The 17845-nt window shown below is 71.0% G+C and carries 14 protein-coding genes; 8 read left to right on the top strand and 6 right to left on the bottom strand.

Annotation, left to right across the window (positions count from 1 at the left end):
• Window positions 1-51 precede the first annotated feature (51 nt).
• From QRN27_RS06665 to QRN27_RS06640, 6 genes are all read left to right on the top strand, one after another.
• The gene (locus QRN27_RS06665; protein WP_056009312.1) at window positions 52-1191 is read left to right on the top strand and encodes an S-methyl thiohydantoin desulfurase family protein; all 1140 of its coding nucleotides are present in this window, start codon (window positions 52-54) and stop codon (window positions 1189-1191) included.
• Complete coding sequence (locus QRN27_RS06660; RefSeq protein ID WP_194668844.1) at window positions 1188-2792, top strand: hydantoinase/oxoprolinase N-terminal domain-containing protein; 1605 nt, start codon at window positions 1188-1190, stop codon at window positions 2790-2792. Before QRN27_RS06665 ends, QRN27_RS06660 begins: the two co-directional genes overlap by 4 nt.
• A 131-nt stretch (window positions 2793-2923) precedes the next feature.
• Complete coding sequence (locus tag QRN27_RS06655; RefSeq protein ID WP_285041249.1) at window positions 2924-4510, top strand: ABC transporter substrate-binding protein; 1587 nt, start codon at window positions 2924-2926, stop codon at window positions 4508-4510.
• Between the two features lie 2 nt (window positions 4511-4512).
• On the top strand, window positions 4513-5565 hold the full coding sequence (locus QRN27_RS06650) for an ABC transporter permease (protein ID WP_285036295.1): 1053 nt from the start codon (window positions 4513-4515) through the stop codon (window positions 5563-5565).
• A gap of 4 nt (window positions 5566-5569) precedes the next feature.
• Window positions 5570-7372, top strand: coding sequence for a dipeptide/oligopeptide/nickel ABC transporter permease/ATP-binding protein (locus QRN27_RS06645; RefSeq protein ID WP_285041247.1), 1803 nt, complete (start codon window positions 5570-5572; stop codon window positions 7370-7372).
• A complete protein-coding gene (locus QRN27_RS06640; protein ID WP_285041246.1) occupies window positions 7369-8160 on the top strand; it encodes an ABC transporter ATP-binding protein in 792 nt (263 codons plus the stop codon). Before QRN27_RS06645 ends, QRN27_RS06640 begins: the two co-directional genes overlap by 4 nt.
• A gap of 121 nt (window positions 8161-8281) precedes the next feature.
• Here the strand turns inward: QRN27_RS06640 and QRN27_RS06635 are convergent, their stop codons facing one another.
• The 5 genes from QRN27_RS06635 to QRN27_RS06615 form a co-directional block, all read right to left on the bottom strand.
• Window positions 8282-9643, bottom strand: coding sequence for an MFS transporter (locus tag QRN27_RS06635; RefSeq protein ID WP_285041245.1), 1362 nt, complete (start codon window positions 9641-9643; stop codon window positions 8282-8284).
• Window positions 9644-9900: 257 nt separating this feature from the next.
• Entirely contained in the window at window positions 9901-10899 is a 999-nt protein-coding gene (locus QRN27_RS06630) for an ABC transporter substrate-binding protein (protein ID WP_285041244.1), read from the bottom strand.
• 60 nt (window positions 10900-10959) lie between these two features.
• Complete coding sequence (locus QRN27_RS06625) at window positions 10960-11808, bottom strand: ABC transporter ATP-binding protein (protein WP_285041243.1); 849 nt, start codon at window positions 11806-11808, stop codon at window positions 10960-10962.
• Window positions 11805-12833, bottom strand: a complete 1029-nt coding sequence (locus tag QRN27_RS06620) for a FecCD family ABC transporter permease (RefSeq protein WP_285041241.1) — start codon at window positions 12831-12833, stop codon at window positions 11805-11807. The genes QRN27_RS06625 and QRN27_RS06620 overlap by 4 nt, the downstream gene beginning before the upstream one ends.
• 23 nt (window positions 12834-12856) lie before the next feature.
• Window positions 12857-13867 (bottom strand): FecCD family ABC transporter permease, encoded by a 1011-nt coding sequence (locus tag QRN27_RS06615; protein ID WP_285041240.1) that lies wholly within the window; start codon window positions 13865-13867, stop codon window positions 12857-12859.
• A gap of 228 nt (window positions 13868-14095) precedes the next feature.
• Here QRN27_RS06615 and QRN27_RS06610 point away from each other — a divergent pair, with 228 nt between their 5' ends.
• Together QRN27_RS06610 and QRN27_RS06605 are read left to right on the top strand one after the other, a co-directional pair.
• Window positions 14096-15373, top strand: a complete 1278-nt coding sequence (locus QRN27_RS06610; RefSeq protein ID WP_285041239.1) for a CaiB/BaiF CoA transferase family protein — start codon at window positions 14096-14098, stop codon at window positions 15371-15373.
• Window positions 15374-16207: an HTD2 family dehydratase gene (locus QRN27_RS06605; protein WP_285041237.1), complete on the top strand. Its 834-nt coding sequence runs from the start codon at window positions 15374-15376 to the stop codon at window positions 16205-16207.
• A 683-nt stretch (window positions 16208-16890) separates the two neighbouring features.
• Here the strand turns inward: QRN27_RS06605 and QRN27_RS06600 are convergent.
• Window positions 16891-17835 (bottom strand): PDR/VanB family oxidoreductase, encoded by a 945-nt coding sequence (locus QRN27_RS06600; RefSeq protein WP_285041236.1) that lies wholly within the window; start codon window positions 17833-17835, stop codon window positions 16891-16893.
• Window positions 17836-17845 lie beyond the last annotated feature (10 nt).

Raw genomic sequence — 17845 nt, 5'->3', positions numbered from 1 at the left:
GTGGGCTGCGGGAACATTGTCGTGATTCCGACCCCTGCCTACGCTCGGTACATGTCAACGAACCACCCCGCCGCGCGGTCCGCGGCGTCGGCCACCCCGGTCACGAGCATCACCCTGGCCGACGTGCCCGCCCTCGCAGCCGGTTGCGCCGTCTTCGGCACCGGCGGCGGCGGCGCGGTGCAGACCCCGCAGCTCGGCGTCGAGATCGCACTCGAGCAGTACGGCCCGGTGCCGGTCAAACAGGTCGCGGACCTCGACGAGCACGACGTCGTCGTCGCGATGTCCGGCATCGGCGCCCCCTCGGTGGGCTTCGAGATGCTCGCGGCGACCGGTCAGGCCGAGATCATCGTCGAGGAGATCCAGCGGCTCACCGGCAAGCGCATCACGACGATCATGGCGACGGAGATCGGCGGCAGCAACGGCGTCGGTCCGGTCGGGTGGGCGGCGAGCCTCGGCCTGAGCATCCTCGACGCCGACGGCATGGGCCGCGCCTTCCCCGAGGCGCCGATGACGGCGATGAACGTCGCGAACCTCCCGCCCGGGTACGCCGTGTTGAGCGACGTGATCGGCAACGTCTCGATCCTGCGGCCCGTCAGCCTGTCGTGGCTCGAGCGTCACGCCCGCGCCCTCACCGTCGCGAGCGGTGCCATCTCGATCGGCGCGAACTACGTCATGGACCGCGACACCGTCCGCGGTGCCGTCATCGAGGGCAGCGTGAGCCGGGCCGTGCAGGTCGGGCGTCGGCTGCTCACCGCCACCGACCCGGTCGAGGCGCTCACCGACGAACTCGGGGCCGCGCTCATCACGGGCGGCAAGGTCGTCGACATCGAACGCCGCACCGAGGGTGGCTTCACCCGCGGTTCCGTGACCGTCGAGGGCATCGGCGAGCACCGCGGTCGCCTCACGCGGGTGGAGATCCAGAACGAGAACCTCGTGGTCATGGAGGACGGCGCGGTCATCGTGAGCGTGCCCGACCTCGTGACCATCGTCGACTCGGAGACGGGCGACGCGATCTCCACCGAGATGCTGCGCTTCGGCCAGCGGGTGAGCGTGCTCGCCTGGGCGTGCGACCCGCTGTGGCGGACGCCGCGCGGACTCGAACTCGCCGGCCCGCGGGCGTTCGGCTACGACCTCGACTACGAACCGTTCGGCACGACGAGTGCGGCCGAGACCCTGGGAGCGACCCGATGAACGCCGGCACCAGCACCGTCACGGACACCTCGGGCGAACTCGCCATCGGCATCGACGTCGGTGGGACCAACACCGACGCCGTGGCGCTCGCAGGCGACGGCGAGGTCGTCTCGTGGACGAAGCAGCCGACCACGCGCGACGTCACCGGCGGCATCCGCGCGGCGCTCGCCGACGTGCTGGAGCAACTGGGCGACGCCCGGGGCCTCGTGACCCGCGTCATGCTCGGCACCACCCACGCGACGAACGCGATCGTCAACCGCCGTGACCTCGGTCGGGTCGTCGTCATCCGGCTCGGTTCGCCCGCCGCGACCTCGCTCCCGCCCCTCGCCGGGTGGCCGCGGGAGCTGCGCGACGTGGTCCTCGCCGGCAGCGTCCTCGCGGGCGGCGGCCACCTCGTCGACGGCTACCCGATCGCACCGCTCGACCGCGACCTCATCCGGCGCGAACTCGACGCCCTCGCCGGCACCTTCGACGCGGTCGCCGTCTGCGGCATCTTCAGCCCGTCGTTCCCCGAGCAGGAGCTCGAGGTCGAGGCGCTCGTCCAGGACCACGTCGGGGTCGACGTCCCGGTGTCGCTCAGCCACGAGATCGGCGCGCTCGGACTCCTGGAACGGGAGAACGCGACCGTCCTGAACGCCGCGCTCTACGCGGTCGCCCGCGACGTCACGGCCGCCCTCACCACGGTCGTCGCCGAGGAGCAGCTCGACGCGACCACCTACTTCGCGCAGAACGACGGCACGCTCATGGCCGTCGAGTACGCGGCGCGCTACCCGGTCCTGACGATCGGCTCGGGACCCGCGAACTCCATCCGTGGCGCCGCGTTCCTCTCCGGTGCCGACAACGCGATCATCATCGACGTCGGTGGCACCACGAGCGACCTCGGCGTGCTCGTCGACCGCTTCCCGCGCGAGTCGACCCTGCCCCGCGAGGTCGGCGGCGTGCGCACGAACTTCCGCATGCCCGACATCCTGAGCGTCGGCCTCGGCGGCGGCACGATCGTCGACACCGCGACGGGCGTCCCGCGGCACGACTCGGTCGGCTACCGGCTCACCGAGGAGGCGCTGCTGTTCGGCGGCTCCACCCCGACCCTCACCGACGCGGCCTCGCTCCAGTTCGGCATCGCCGACCGGGAGCTGCCGCCGCTCGACCGCGCGACCCGCCAGGCGCTCGAACACGCCCTCGGGGTCGCCCACGAACGCATCGAATCCGCCGTGGAACGCATGTCGCTCGGCCGCACGGGCCTCCCGCTCGTCGTGGTCGGCGGCGGCGGGTTCCTCGTGCCGGACTCGGTCCTCGGAGCGAGCGAGGTGCTCCGCCCCGCGCGAGGCAACGTCGCCAACGCGGTCGGCGCGGCCATCGCGCTCGCCGGCGGGCGTTCCGATCAGCTCTGCGACTTCGCCGACCGCGCAGCCGCCATCGAGGAGGCAGGACGCTCCGCGATCGAGAAGGCGATCCAGGCCGGCGCAGACCCGCGCACGGTCGAGATCGTCGACGTGCTCGAGACCCCCGTCTCGTACGCGACCCGTCCCACCCTCAAGGTCTCCGTGAAGGCGGCGGGTCCGCTCGCCAGGATCGGGACCGCGACGAGACAACCCGTCTGACGGGCAGCACCAGCCGATTCCCTGCACCACCGCACCGGGCACCACGCACCACAGCCATTCCAGCACTGCACCTCACCCCATCTGATCCGGCCACCCGCGCACCACGGCCACCCGAGTACGAAGGATCCAGCATGAACAGCAAGCAGAAAGCCGCGGCGGCCCTCGCCACCGCGGCGCTCACCGCGGTGGCCCTCACCGCGTGTACCTCCTCGCAATCCTCGGATTCCTCCGGCGAGTACGTCTCCGGCGGCACCTTCGTCACCGCGATGAGCGGCGACCCCGGCAGCCTCGTCCCCATGACGGGGATCAGCCTCGAGGCCCGCGAGATCATCAGCTTCCACTACGAATCGCTCGTGTACGTCGACGCCGACGGCGAGCTCGTCCCGTGGCTGGCCGAGAGCTGGGAGGAGGACGCCACCTCCATCACGTACACGCTGAAGGACGGCATCACCTGCGCCGACGGCACCCCGTTCACCGCTGAGACGGCCGCGGCGAACATCACCTACAACGCCGACCCGGCCAACGCGACCTTCTACTACGGCGCGCAGGTCTCCGAGCGGATGACCGCGACCGCCGACGGCAATCAGCTCACCGTCACGAGCACGACGCCCGACCCGTTCATCCTCGCCAACACCGGCACCGTCGAGATGGTCTGCCAGGCCGGCCTCGACGACCCGGACTCCCTCGTCGAGACGATGAACGGCACCGGCCTCTTCGCGCTGGACAAGGCGACGCCCGGCTCCAGCTACACCTTCACGAAGCGTGACGACTACACCTGGGGGCCAGGGGATGTCACGAGCGACACCAAGGGCCTGCCCGACACCTTCGAGGTCCGCGTCGTCACCGACCCCGGGACCGCCGCGAACCTGCTGCTCTCCGGCGACGTGAACGCCGCGAGCATCGGCGGTGCCGACCAGGACCGCGTCGAGGCCGCCGGTCTCGGCAGCGAGGGTGTGCGCAACCCGATCGGCGAGATGCTCTTCAACGAGCGCCCGGAACGCCCCACCTCCGACCCGCTCGTCCGTGAGGCGCTCGTCACCGCGATCGACCGCGAGCAGGTCGGCGAGGTCGTCACCGACGGCACCGCCGAGGAGTCCAAGTCGCTCGTCGTGAAGAGCCCCTACCTCTGTGTCGCCGACGGCCCGCAGTGGACGCTCCCCGAGACCGACGTCGAGAAGTCCGGCGAACTGCTCGACGAGGCCGGCTGGACGCTCGGCTCCGACGGCAAGCGCTCGAAGGACGGCGAGCCGCTGACGATCAAGTTCATCTACGACGCGGCGACCCCGAGCCACGCGGCAGCGGCCGAACTCGTGCAGCAGACCTGGGACGAGCTGGGCGTCACGACGGAGCTCTCGGGCAACGACGCGAACGCCTGGTCCGAGCAGCTGTTCTCGACCTTCGACTGGGACACCGGCTTCGTCCAGATCGCCCCGGGCGGACCGGTCATCGTGAACACCTTCTTCGGTGGCGAGACCCCGGACAAGGGCGGCAACAACTTCATGTTCGTCGACAACCCCGAGTACGACGCCCTCGCCGAGCAGGCGAAGACGGCGAGCCCTGAGGAGACCTGCGACCTCTGGCAGCAGGCCGAGGCGAAGCTCATCGAGCGGACGGACGTGTTCCCCATCGCCGACGCGCAGGACTTCCTGTACCTGAACGGCGCCGAGGTCGAGCGTCCGAACTTCATCCGCCCGACGAGCATCCGGATGGTCGGCTGATCATGGCGATCCCCTCGACCGTGACCACCGGACAGGCCACCGACCCGGCCACGGGCCCCGGCGGCCCGGCGGTCGCGCGTCGAGGGGGTCGTGGTGTCCTCGGCGGACTCTCGCCGCGGACCTCCTTCATCCTCCGACGACTGGGTCGGGTGCTCGTCTCCCTCGCCATCGTCATCGTCGCGACGTTCCTGATCGTGCAGCTCGTGCCGGGCGACCCGGTGCGGGCGGCACTCGGGAACAGCGCGACGCCCGAGCTCGTGGAGCGCACCCGGGCCGACCTCGGCCTGAACGTGCCGGTGCCGGAGCAGTTCGTCAACTACGTCAGCGGCCTGTTCCGCGGCGACTTCGGCACGGCGATCGGCTCGCAGCGGCCGGTCGCCGACACGATCGCGCAACGCTTCCCGGTGACGCTCACCCTCGCGGTCGCGTCCTTCCTCCTCGCGGCGATCGGCGCCTTCCCCATCGGTGTCGCCACCGCGGTGTCCTCGCGGACCGGCCGTCGCCGCCTCGCCGACCTCGGGGTCTCCGGACTCCTCGGGGTCCTCATCGCGATCCCGAGCCTGCTGCTCGCAGTCGGCCTCATCGCCGTGTTCAGCATCGGGCTGAAGGTGCTCCCGGCGGCCGGTTGGGGCTCGTTCGACCAGGCGATCCTGCCGGTGGTCGCGCTCGCCGTCGGCCCCATGGCCTACCTGGCGCGCATCGTGCACGTCGAGATGCTCGCGGTCCTCGAGATGCCCTACATGACGACGGCCCGCAGCAAACGACTGCCGACCCACCTCGTCTACCTGCGGCACGCGCTGCCGAACATGGTGACGTCGACGCTGACGATCGGCGGCATCATCCTCACCGGCATGGTCGCCGGCACCGTGCTCATCGAGACGGTGTTCGCGATCCCCGGCCTCGGCACGAGCATCGTGTCGTCGATCACCTCGAAGGACTACCCGATGATCCAGGGCATCGTGCTCGTGTACGCGATGCTCGTCCTCGGCCTCAACCTCCTCATCGACGTCGCACTCGCGACGATCGATCCGCGCTCGTCGATCACGGAGGGCTGAGCCCATGAGCACACCCACCCGCACCCGTCGCTCACCGCTGCTCGACCGCCTGCGCACCCCGCGCGGGCTGACCGGCGCCCTCGGAGCGCTCCTCATCATCGTGGTCGCGGTCGTCGCCCCGAGCGTGTGGGGGACGGCGGCCGACACGACCTCCGTCGCCGACCGCCTCGCCACCGCGAGCCTCGCCCACCCCTTCGGCACCGACGAGCTCGGCCGCGACGTCTTCGCACGGGTCATGGTCGCGACGCGGGTGTCCGTGCTGCTGACGCTCGGCGCGACGGCGATCTCCGTCGTCGGCGGCGTGCTGCTCGGCGCCGTCGCGACGGTGCTGCCGCGCCCGCTGCGTCGCCTCGTCACGGCGCTCATCGACATCCTCCTGTCGTTCCCGTGGCTGCTCATGGCGCTGTTCTTCTCCGTCATCTGGGGCGCCAGCGCGACCGGTGCGATGCTCGCCGTCGGCTTCGCGGGCGTCCCGACCTTCGCGCGCCTCACCTACACGCTCGCCTCCTCGCTCATCGGCCGCGACTACGTGAAGGCCGCCCGGATCGCCGGCGTCGGCCAGGCCGAGGTGCTCGTCCGCCACGTGATGCCGAACATGCTGCCGCCGATGCTCGTGAACGCGGCCGTCTCGGCGTCCGGCACCCTCCTCGCGTTCGCCGGGCTGTCCTTCCTCGGCCTCGGTGTCCAGGCGCCCGAGTACGACTGGGGTCGCCTGCTCGGTCTCGGCATCGCCCGCATCTACGGCAACCCGATGGCCGCGATCGGCCCCGGCATCGCGCTCGTCGTGTGCGGCGTCATCTTCACCCAGCTCGGCGAGCTCTGGAACGAGTCGTCGAAGCGGTTGCTCGGCCTGCCGGCTCCAGCCAGACGACGCGGCTCGCGCGCGGCGACCGAGGCCGCCACGGCCGCCGTCCCCACCGAGGAGGCGCCCGTCGTCGAGGTGCGCGACCTCCGCGTCGCGTTCCCCGACCGCGACGGTCGACTCGTCGAGCGCGTCCACGGGATCAGCCTCACGATCATGCCCGGCGAGGTCGTCGGCGTCGTCGGGGAGTCCGGATCCGGCAAGTCGGTGAGCGCGATGGCGATCGCCGCCCTGCTCGGACCGGACTCGTCGGTGCAGGCCTCCGAGCTGACCTTCCGCGGGATCGACATGACCGCGCCCCTCACCGCGGGTGAGCGCAGCCGCCTGGGGCTCGAACTCGCGATGGTGTTCCAGGACCCGCTCACCTCGCTGAACCCCTCGCTCACCATCGGCAAGCAGCTCCGCGAGACCGTCGAGGTCCACGAGGGCCTGTCGACGGCCGAGGCGACGAAGCGGGCTGAGGCCGCGCTCGAGTCCGTCCGCATCCCGCTCCCCGCGAAACGGCTGAAGCAGTTCCCGCACGAACTGTCCGGCGGCATGCGCCAGCGGGCCATGATCGGGATGGGCCTCATGGGACGCCCCAAGCTGCTCATCGCCGACGAGCCCACGACCGCGCTCGACGTGACCGTGCAACGGCAGGTCCTGCGGGTGCTCCACGAGGCACAGGTGCAGACCGGCGCCGCGATCCTGCTCATCTCGCACGACATCGCCCTCGTGAGCGGCTTCTGCGACCGCATCCTCGTCATGAAGGACGGCCGCATCGTCGAGTCCCTCGACGCCGACCGCCTCCACGAAGCCCGCCACCCGTACACCCAGGGGCTCATCGCCTGCGTGCCCGACATGACCTCGGACCGCACCATGCCGCTCCCGGTCATCGGCGAGTCGTTCCTGGTCCCTGAGCCTGTCGAAGGGCCCGTCACCACCACCGAAGGACAGCGCGCATGACCGGTCTCGAGTTCTCCGGGCTCACCGTCCGCTACGGCCACGGCGCGGCAGCCCACACGGCCGTCGACGGCTTCGACCTCACGGTCCGCCGCGGCACCTCCCACGGGCTCGTGGGGGAGTCCGGCTCCGGGAAGTCGACCGTCGCGGCAGCGGCCGTCGGTCTCGTCCTCCCGACAGCCGGGAGCATCCGCTTGAACGGTGCCGACATCGTCGGACGCTCAGCCGCCGCCCGTCGGGCCAGACGCCGCGTGCAGCTCGTCTTCCAGGACCCGTACTCCGCGCTCGACCCGCGCATGCCGATCGGCCTGTCGATCGCCGAGGGGTCCCGCGCCACCGGGCGCTCGTGGAGTCGCGCAGAGCAGCGGTCACGCGTCGGTGAGCTCCTCGAGCGCGTGCAGATCGACCCGGACCGGGCCTTGGAGCTGCCGTCCGCCTTCTCCGGCGGTCAGCGGCAGCGGATCACGATCGCCCGGGCGCTCGCCGCCGAACCGGAGGTGCTCATCGCGGACGAGATCACCTCGGCGCTCGACGTCTCGGTGCAGGGCGTCGTCCTCAACCTGCTGCGCGAGCTGCAGCGCGAACTCGACCTCACGGTGCTGTTCATCTCGCACAACCTCGCCGTCGTCAACTACATGTGCGACTCGGTGAGTGTCATGCAGGCCGGCCGGGTGGTGGAGGCGGGCCCCACCTCGACGGTCCTCGCCGCACCGGAGGACGCGTACACGCGCGAGCTCCTCGCCTCCGTGCCCGTGATGGGCCGTCGCATGACCTGGGACGACGAGGAGTAGGCAGGGACCGGAGGACAGGGTCCCCGGTACCGGTCACTGAGCTTGTCGAAGTGCTCACGGGTGACGTCGCCCTTCGACAGGCGGATCCTGAGCCTGTCGAAGGGCAGGGACCGAGGACACGTCAGCCTCGCTGCTTGCGCGGCAGGGTCTCCGGGAGGAACGCGATGCCGACGATGCCGATCGCACTGAGCACGAGCAGGTACGCGGCAACGAGCCACGGGGCTCCGCCACTCGCGGCGACGAGGGCCGTGGCGACGAGCGGGACGGTGCCGCCGACGAGCGCGGCCGGGATCTCGCGGGAGAGCGCGATGCCGCTCCACCGCATCGACGTCGGGAAGATCTCCGCGAGCAGCGCTCCGGAGGTGCCGATCGTGGAGCCCTGGATGACCGCCAGGCCGAGGATCAGGCCGAGCGCGACGACGACCGACTGTTCCGTGTTGTAGAGCAGGAACATCGGGAACGCGTACAGGACCCCGAAGATCGCGGCGCCCATCAGGACGGGCTTCCGACCGATGCGGTCGGCGAGACGGCCGAAGAGCAGCGCCGTCGGGATGGTGAGGACCTCGGCGACGATCAGGCCGATGAGCGCCTCCGTCGGGTTCACCGTCAGGGTGCCCGTGACGTACGACAGCGAGAACACCTGCACCACGTAGACCCACGGCAGCGCGAACGCGAACAGCGCCATCCCGCAGATGATCACGCGCCAGTGCGAGCGGATCGCGCCGACGAGCGGTGCCGAGCTCGTCGAACCGCGCTCCTCGGCGCTCTCGAACGCCTTCGTCTCCTTCACGCGCAGGCGGAAGTAGAGCGCGAAGGCGACGATGACGACGCTCGCGAGGAACGGGATGCGCCAGCCCCAGCTCTGGAACTGCTCGGTCGGCAGTGCGCTCACCACGGCGAACACGGTCGTCGCGAGGGCCATGCCGACGTAGACGGAGGCGCCGGGGAAGGAGGCGGCGAACGCGCGGTGCTTCACGTCGGCGGACTCGCTCGCCATCGTGATCGCGCCGGCGAACTCGGCACCTGATCCCATGCCCTGGAAGATCCGCAGGACGATGAGGAGGATCGGCGCCCAGATACCGATGGTCTCGGCGGTCGGCAGCAGCCCGATGAACGTGGTCGCGACGCCCATGAAGAGCAACGTGATGAGCAGCGTGGGTTTGCGACCGAGCTTGTCGCCGTAGTGGGCGAAGATGAGCCCGCCGATGGGGCGCGCACCGAAGCCGACCGCGAAGCCGGCGAACGCGCCAAGCAGCCCGGCGAGGTCGCCGGCGCCCGGGAAGAACAGCGGGGCGAAGACGAGTGCCGACGCCAGACCGTAGAGGGTGAAGTCGTACCACTCGATGACCGTGCCGACGGAGCTGGCGAGGATGGCCCTCCGGCGTTGCACCCGGGAGTCGAGCCCGTCGCGATCGATGTCGCTCTGTCCTCGGGCGGTGTCCGTTCCGCGGGGGTCGCTTCCGCGCGCGCTGTCGATGGCCATGGCACTCCTTCGTGTTGGGCGCACCGGGACGGCCGGGACGCCTGAAGAGGCTAGCGGCTGTCACGAGGACCGCCCATGTGCCCTCGACACACTCGGGAGCCGGCCTGCTGCGTCGGGAACACACGGGTGGAGTGCGGACGAGTCGTGCGGTCCGGCCGAGCCGGTCACTGAGCTTGTCGAAGTGCACACGGGTGACGTGGCCCTTCGACAGGCGGATCCTGAGCCTGTCGAAGGGCAGGGACCGGGGCAGGTGCTCCTTACAGCGCCTTCGACTCGCGGAGGACGCCGGCGAGCTTCTCCATCTGCTTCGCCTGCGAGGTGTAGTCGAGGGCGGCGGTGTTCCAGGAGTGGATCTGACCGGCGACGAGGGCCGGGTGCGAGGCGAAGGTGGCCTGCGCCTCGAGGTCGCTCTGCTGGAAGCCCTCGACGTTGACGAGGAGGACGTCACCGGTCATCATCTGAGCCGCGTTCTCCCAGCTGTAGATGTCCCAGTAGTAGTAGCCGTCCGGGTTCGCGTTCGTGTACTTCACGCCGAGCTCGCTGTAGAGCTCGGTCTCGGGCTCGTCCTGCGGCTTCACGACGTAGACACCGTCGGCGTCCGCGTACATCTGCGTGACCTCGAGGTCGGTCTCCTTCGCGGCGGCGGTCAGGTCGGCGGCAGCGGCGTCGTACCGCTCCTTGGCGGCGGCGATGGTGTCGTCGTCGGCTCCGAGCGCCTCGGACAGCTTGTTGAGCGAGGCGATGACGTCGGCGCCCTTGCCACCGACCTTGATGGCGACGACCGGTGCGATCTTCTCGAGCTGCTCCTGCTGCTCGACGTCGGCGACCCCGTAGTACGGGCCCTCGAGGTCGAGGGTGCCCTCGCGGTCGGTCGGGTAGAGGCCGGTCACGATGAGGTCGGGAGCGGCCTCGGCGAGCGCTTCCAGGTCGATCTCGCCGTAGCTGTTGCCGACGATCGCGGTGTCGCCGAGGTCGTAGTCCGCGAAGCGCGGGTCGGTCGCCACGTCGACGCGTCCGAAGACGGCGACGGGGTCGACGCCGTTGCCGTGCAGGCCGAGCGCGTAGTCGGCGAAGCTCGCGATGCGTTCCGGCTGCTTGTCGAGCTTGACGGTGGTGCCGGTGTCGTCGGTGTAGCTCCAGGCGCCGCTGCTGTCGGCGTCGGATGCGGCGGAGGGGGAACAGCCGGCGAGGCCGACCAGGGCGAGCGCCGGCACGAGCACGAGTGCGGCGCGGCGGAGGCGTGAAGAGATCGTCATGATACTTAGGGTAGCCGAACCTAAGTTACAAAACGATATCGGAATGCCCGACCGTCCGGATCACTCGGCGTCGAGGGCGATCGCGTCGTCGGGGTCGACGGGCACGATGAGCGGTGAACCGCTGCTCGGGTCGGGGATGACGATGGCGTCGAGGTCGAAGGCCTCCCGCAGGACGGCCGGGGTGAGGACCTCCCACGGGGTGCCGTCGGCGATGATCCGGCCGCCGCCCACGACGACGAGGCGGTCGGAGTACCGGCCGGCGAGCGTGAGGTCGTGCAGGACCATGACGACGGTGGCGCCGCGTTCGCGGTTGATCGACCGCACGAGCCGCAGCACGTCGAGCTGGTGGCTGAGGTCGAGGAAGGTCGTCGGCTCGTCGAGCAGGATCGTCGGCGCCCGCTGCGCGAGGACGAGGGCGATCCACGCACGCTGGAGCTGCCCGCCCGACAGCGAGGCGGTGTCGCGGTCGGCGAGCGTCTCGAGGCCGGTGGCGGCGAGGGCCTCGTCGACGGCGATCGTGTCGGCGGGCGTCCACGGCTTGAGCAGGCTCTGGTGCGGGTGTCGTCCGCGCGAGACGAGGTCGCGGACGGTCGTCGCGGACGGCGTCAGCGGCTTCTGCGGCAGGATGGCCAGCCGGCGCGCGACCTCCCGGGTGGGGATGGAGCGCACGGCGCGGCCGTCGAGCTCGACGGTCCCGGCCGTCGGTGTGAGGAGGCGACCGAACGCCTTCAGCAGGGTCGACTTGCCGCACCCGTTCGCGCCGATGAGGGTCGTGACCTGCCCGGTCTCGATGCGGAGGTCGAGCTGCTCGAACACCACGGTCTGTTCGTAGGCGAGCGAGACGCCGCGGGCTTCGAGGGCCGGAGCCGGGCGTTCTTTCGCGAGCGATGCGGTGGTCGGGCTGTTCATGCGGAGGTCTCCCGTTCCTTGCGGCGCGTCAGCAGCCAGATGAGATAGGGCGCACCGACGATCGCGGTGATGATGCCCACCGGGATCTCACCCGGCAGGACGCCACGGACGAGCGCGTCACCGCCCGTCACGATGACGGCGCCGAGCAGCGCGGAGGCGAGCAGCGGCGGACGGCCGGTGCGGGCGATCCGTCGGGCGAGTTGCGGTGCGACGAAGGCGACGAACTCGATCGGCCCTGCGGCGGACACGGCCGCGGCGACGAGCAGGACCGCGCACGCGATGACGATGATCCGGTGCCGTTGGACGGCGACCCCGAGGCCGGTCGACAGTTCGTCGCCGAGCTGGCTGATGTCGAGACTGCTCGTCTGCAGGACCGCGATCGGGGTGAGGATCACCAGCGCGACGAGCACCGGCCACACGCTCGACCAGGAGATGCCGGACAGGCTGCCGACGAGCCACTGCGCTGCGGCTGCGGCCTCCGTGATCTGCGCGCGGGCGATGAGGTAACTCGTGATCCCGCCGAGCGTCGCGGTGGCGCCGATGCCGATGAGGATGAGTCGGAAGCTGTCGACCCCGCCGCGCCAGGACAGCGCGTAGACGGCGGCGGAGGTCACGAGCGCGCCTATCGCGGCCATGGCGGGCAGGCCGAGACTGAGCGCGCCGGCACCTACGGAGTAGCTGCCGCCGACGAGGACGATCGCGGCCACGGCTCCGAGCGCGGCACCCGAGGTGACGCCGAGGATGTCCGGGGTGGCGAGCGGATTGCGGGCGAAGGTCTGGGTGAGCGCCCCGGCCAGGCCGAGGGCGGCGCCGACGAGCAGGCCGCCGACGACGCGGGGGAGGCGGAGCTCGAAGACGATGAGCTCCTGCCCGCCGGTCCCGCCGCCGAGCAGGGTGGTGATGACGTCGGGGATCGTCAGCGAGGAGGATCCCGCGACGATGCCGAGGAGCGCGAACGCGAGTGCGACGACGAGGCAGACGATCGTGACCACGACGACCCGACCGCGCCACAGGCGACCGAACACGCGGCTCCCCTCCTGGCCGACGCTCACAGCTCGGCCATCCGTCCGCGCCGCACGATCATGATGAACGCGGCGCCACCGATGACGGTGAGGACGACGCCCACGGGGACCTCGGCGGTGCCGCCGATCAGGCGTCCGATCACGTCGCACGCCAGCAGCACGCTCGCCCCGACGAGTCCCGACGCGGGGAGGAGCCAGCCGTGATGCCCGCCGACGAGGGTCCGGGCGATGTGGGGCGCCGTGAGTCCGACGAAGGCGATCGGTCCGGTCAGCGCGACGGCCGCCGCGGTGAGCAGGGTGATCGCCGCGAGCCCGACGAGGCGTGCCCGGAGGAGGTTCTCGCCGAGCCCGTTCGCGAGTTCGGTCCCGAGCGCCAGGGCGTTCAAGGACCGCACGTTCGCGAGGGCGAAGACGAGGCCGAGCCCGGCGAAGACGAGCGCCGCGTCGACACCGGTGAGCGACCGCCCGGAGAGCGAGCCGACCACCCAGATGCGGTAGGCCGCGAGCGTCGTCTCGTCGGACAGCACGAGGTAGGAGGTGAGGGCGACGAGGAGGGCCGAGACGGCGGTGCCGGCGATCGCGAGGGGCACGGGGCTCGAGAGTCCGCGGCCGAGGGCGGCGACGGAGAACACGATGACGCTGGCGACGGTCGCACCGAGCAACGCGAGCCAGAGGGTGGTGGCCACCGAGCTCGTGCCGAGGACGTAGACGCCGACGACGACGGCGAGGCTCGCCCCGGCCGAGACACCGAAGAGGCCCGGGTCGGCGAGCGGGTTGCGGGTCTGTCCCTGCATGACCGCACCGGCGATCCCGAGACAGGTGCCGACGAGGATCCCGAGCACGGTCCGTGGCACCCGCGACCCCCACACGACGGCGCCGGTGTCCTGGGTGGGGTCGAACAGGGCGGTGACGACGGCCGCCGGGCTGATGAGGTTGCTGCCGAGCATGAGGCTCGCGAGGGCGATCACGAGCAGGGCGGCTCCGAGGGAGCCGACGGCGAGCGCGCGTCTCGATCGGAGGAGGGTCGCGCTGCGCATGAAGTAAGCCTAGCCTCACCTATTCTCGTCGTCGTGCACGCGTGCCCGGTGTCCATCGGAGGCAGGAGTCAGCCGGGGTCGCCGCACATGGAAGCCGGGCGCACGTGTGCGGTTCACACATGGGTCGATCCTCCAGCGCCCGATACCGTTGACAGAGACGGATGCAGCACGGCGAAGGTGCTCCCGCGACGCCGGAACGCGGCACGCCCGATGCCCAGGAGGACACGCATGACCGAGCAGCAGCAGCCGAACGGCGCCGACACCGCGACCATCCTCGCGGCCACCGAACGACTCGCCGTCCCGCCCGGTTCCCTCGAAGGCGTCGTCGTCCTCGACCTCTCCCGCGTCCTCGCCGGCCCCTACGCCGCCTCGATGCTCGCCGACCTCGGCGCCACGGTCATCAAGATCGAGAACCCGAACGATCCCGACGTCTCCCGTGGCTTCCCGCCCTACCTCCGCGACGGCGACGAGGAGTTCAGTGGTTACTACGGTCAGTACAACCGCGGCAAGTTCGGCCTCGCACTCGACCTCGCGAGCGAGGCCGGCAAGGAGGTGCTGCGCGACCTCGTCGCGAGTGCCGACATCCTCGTCGAGAACTTCCGCCCAGGCACGATGGCGAAGCTGGGACTGCCCTACGAGGCGCTCGCCGCCATCAACCCGAAGCTCGTCTACACCGCGATCTCCGGCTACGGGCAGACCGGTTCGCGCAGCCGCCGTCCGGCGTTCGACAACACGGCGCAGGCCGCCGGTGGCCTCTGGTCGATGAACGGCTACGCCGACCAGCCACCCGTCCGCGTCGGTGTGACCATCGGCGATCTCTCGGCGACCATGTTCGGCGTCATCGGCACGCTCGCGGCCCTGCGGCACGCCGAGCGCACCGGCGTCGGCCAGCTCGTCGACGTCGCCCAGGTCGACAGCATCATCGCCATGACCGAGACCGCCGTCGTCGACTACACCGTCGACGGAACCGTGGCCTCGCCCTCCGGCAACGAGCACGCGTGGGTGCGCCCCTACGAACTGTTCCCCTGCGCCGACGGCCAGGTGTTCTTCGGCGCTTACACCGACAAACTTTGGAAGGCGAGCTGCGAGCTCTTCGGGACACCCGAGGCGATCGCCGACCCCGAGATCGACACCATGCGCAAGCGCTTCGACGAGGAGGTCTACGCCCGACGGGTGAAGCCGCTCGTCGTCTCCTGGTTCGCCGACCGCACCCGCGCCGAGCTGGAGGAGCTGGCCGGCGACGTCGTGCCGCTCACCGCGGTCAAGACCATCGGCGAGGTCGTCGAGGACCCGGGCACCGCCGAACGCGACATGGTCGTCGAGACCGACTACGGCTCCTTCGGCACGCTCCGCTCCTTCGGGCAGCCCATCAAGCTGAGCGCCACCCCCGCCACGACCGACCGCCCCGCGAACCGCATCGGAGAGCACGCCGACGACGTCCTCGCGGCGCTCGCCGGGTACGACGCCGAGCGCATCGCCGGGCTGCGCGCCGACGGAGTGATCTGAGTGGAACGCGAGGAGCGGCTGGAGCCCGCGGCGGCGTCCTGGTACCGGAACACCTTCGCGACCGGGATGCCGGAACCGGTCGCGGGCGAGGAGCTCCCCGCCGGGTGGGAGGGCGTCTACTTCCCGTTCGTCACGCCGTTCGCCCAGCTCCGTGAGGACGGCTCGCCGGCCGAGGACGGCGTGCTGCCGACCATCGACCTGCCGCGCCGCATGTACGCGGGGGAGGACACGGAGTTCCTCCGGCCGCTCCGCTACGACGAGCTGGTGACGCAGCGGACGAGTCTCGGTTCGCTCGTCGAGAAGCAGGGCCGGGCGGGTCGTCTCGTCTTCGCGGACCTCGTCCGCGAGTACCTCGTCGACGACGAGGTCGCCGTGCGCAGCACCTGGCACGACGTGTTCCTGGAGGCGCAACCGGCGGTCCCGACGCCGCGGGTGTCGGCACCCCCACCGGCTCCGGAGGACGCGGCCGATCCCGATGAGGGCGCGGACTGGTCGGAGCACCGCTCGCTCGACTCCCGACAGCTGTTCCGGTTCTCGGCCGTGACCGGCAACACGCATCGGATCCACTACGACCGCCGCTGGGCGCGCGACGTCGAGGGACTCGACGACCTGCTCGTGCACGGACCGCTGACCCGCATCCTCGTGCTCGACGCCCTCGCAGCCCACGCCGACGGTCGCCGTCTCGTGTCGGTTCGGTTCCGGGCGAAGGCGCCGGTGCTCGTGGACACGACGTTCCGCATCATCGGCACGGACGACGCGGCCGGCACCTCGGTCGTCGTGCGTGCCACCGACGGCACGGTGCTGGCCTCCGCCGACGCGGCCTGGCGCTCCTGAGGGGAGCCCGGTCCGGTCGCTGAGCGCCCGCTTTCGGTCTCTGCGCGCCCACCTCGGTCACTGAGCTTGTCGAAGTGCCCCCGGGGTGACGTGGCCCTTCGACGGGCTCAGGGACCGGGGTGCTTGGTTCGGCGTGCCGCTCGTTTCGGTGACTGAGCACCCGCTTCGGTCACTGAGCTCGTCGAAGTGCTTCCGGGGTGACGTCGCCCTTCGACGGGCTCAGGGACCGGGGTGCTTGGTTCGGCGTGCCGCTCGCTTCGGTCTCGGAGCACCCGCTTTCGGTCTCTGCGCGCCCGCTTCGGTCACTGAGCTTGTCGAAGTGCTTCCGGGGTGGCGTCGCCCTTCGACACGCTCAGGGACCGGGGTGCTTGGTTCGGCGTGCCGCTCGTTTCGGTGACTGAGCGCCCGCTTCGGTGACTGAGCGCCCACCTCGGTCACTGAGCTTGTCGAAGTGCCCCGGGGCGACGTCGCCCTTCGACGGGCTCAGGGACCGGGGTGCTTGGTTCGGCGTGCCGCTCGCTTCGGTCTCTGCGCGCCCACCTCGGTCTCGGAGTACCCGCTTCGGTCACTGAGCTTGTCGAAGTGCCCCCGGGGTGACGTCGCCCTTCGACAGGCTCAGGGACCAGGGTGGTGGCTCAGGGACCAGGGTTCGGCTCGCCGGGCCCGCCAGCACGACACGCGGCCTAGGCGTCGATCACGAGCGTCGGCGTCAGCGACCGCGAGACGCACGGGTACATGATCATCGACGCGTCGTCGGTCGTCAGCGAATCGCGGTGCTCGGGCGTGCCGTCGACCACCTGCACCGCACACGAGCCGCAGACCCCTCGCAGGCACGAGCCGGGGATGCCGACCCGCGCGACCTGCATCGCCTGCAGCATCGTCTGCCCGGCCGCGACCTCGACGGTGCGCTCGGAGCGCGCGCACTCCACGGTGAACGCCGTGTTCGGCAGATAGGCGCGGGGTTTCGGTTCGAACCGCTCGAGGTGCAGCCGGCAGCCGTCCGGCAGGGTCTCCGCGAGGTCGGTGAGGGTGTCGGTGAAGCCGCGCGGCCCGCACGCGGACACGTCGGTTCCCGGTTCGAGCCCGGCGAGGAGCCCGGCGAGGTCGAGCCGACCACTCTCCCCGCTGACGTGGATCCGCACGTGGTCGCCGAGGGCTTCGAGTTCCGGGCCGAACGCGACGTCCTCGCGGGTGCGCACCGCGTACACGAGCGTCCAGTCGGCGTCGCCGGCGGCGAGACGTCGAGCCATGGAGAGCAGCGGGGTGATCCCGATGCCGGCGGCGAGGAGCAGGTGCCGCTTCGCGTCGGAGAGCGGGAACAGGTTCCGTGGGGGCCGGATGAAGACCTTCCGGCCCACGCGGAGGAAGGTGTGGATGTAGTGGGAGGCGCCCCGCGAGTGCTGCTCGCGGAGGACCGCGATCCGGTAGTGGAACTCGTCGGCGGGATCGCCGCAGAGCGAGTACTGCCGTTCGTGGCGGGTGATGAGCTGCAGGTCGATGTGGGCGCCGGGGTCCCACGCGGGGAGGCGGCGGCCCTCCGGGTCGGCGAGCACGACACTGACGATCGCGGGCGTCTCGCGCACGATCTCCTGGACGATGAGCGGGGTCATGCCCGCGCGGTTGCGCATCAGGAACTCC

Origin of the sequence: Plantibacter sp. LMC-P-059a, assembly GCF_030209505.1 — a bacterium.
Lineage (GTDB): Bacteria > Actinomycetota > Actinomycetes > Actinomycetales > Microbacteriaceae > Plantibacter.
The sequence above is the reverse complement of the archived record's forward strand: the minus strand, read 5'-3'. Positions and strand labels throughout refer to the sequence as shown.

Coding starts and splice junctions, on each gene's coding strand:
- QRN27_RS06635 (WP_285041245.1), bottom strand. CDS start 9,643: ATGGCCATCGACAGCGCGCGCGGAAGCGACCCCCGCGGAACGGACACC.
- QRN27_RS06665 (WP_056009312.1), top strand. CDS start 52: ATGTCAACGAACCACCCCGCCGCGCGGTCCGCGGCGTCGGCCACCCCG.
- QRN27_RS06640 (WP_285041246.1), top strand. CDS start 7,369: ATGACCGGTCTCGAGTTCTCCGGGCTCACCGTCCGCTACGGCCACGGC.
- QRN27_RS06645 (WP_285041247.1), top strand. CDS start 5,570: ATGAGCACACCCACCCGCACCCGTCGCTCACCGCTGCTCGACCGCCTG.
- QRN27_RS06660 (WP_194668844.1), top strand. CDS start 1,188: ATGAACGCCGGCACCAGCACCGTCACGGACACCTCGGGCGAACTCGCC.
- QRN27_RS06600 (WP_285041236.1), bottom strand. CDS start 17,835: ATGCGCAACCGCGCGGGCATGACCCCGCTCATCGTCCAGGAGATCGTG.
- QRN27_RS06610 (WP_285041239.1), top strand. CDS start 14,096: ATGACCGAGCAGCAGCAGCCGAACGGCGCCGACACCGCGACCATCCTC.
- QRN27_RS06655 (WP_285041249.1), top strand. CDS start 2,924: ATGAACAGCAAGCAGAAAGCCGCGGCGGCCCTCGCCACCGCGGCGCTC.
- QRN27_RS06625 (WP_285041243.1), bottom strand. CDS start 11,808: ATGAACAGCCCGACCACCGCATCGCTCGCGAAAGAACGCCCGGCTCCG.
- QRN27_RS06650 (WP_285036295.1), top strand. CDS start 4,513: ATGGCGATCCCCTCGACCGTGACCACCGGACAGGCCACCGACCCGGCC.
- QRN27_RS06630 (WP_285041244.1), bottom strand. CDS start 10,899: ATGACGATCTCTTCACGCCTCCGCCGCGCCGCACTCGTGCTCGTGCCG.
- QRN27_RS06615 (WP_285041240.1), bottom strand. CDS start 13,867: ATGCGCAGCGCGACCCTCCTCCGATCGAGACGCGCGCTCGCCGTCGGC.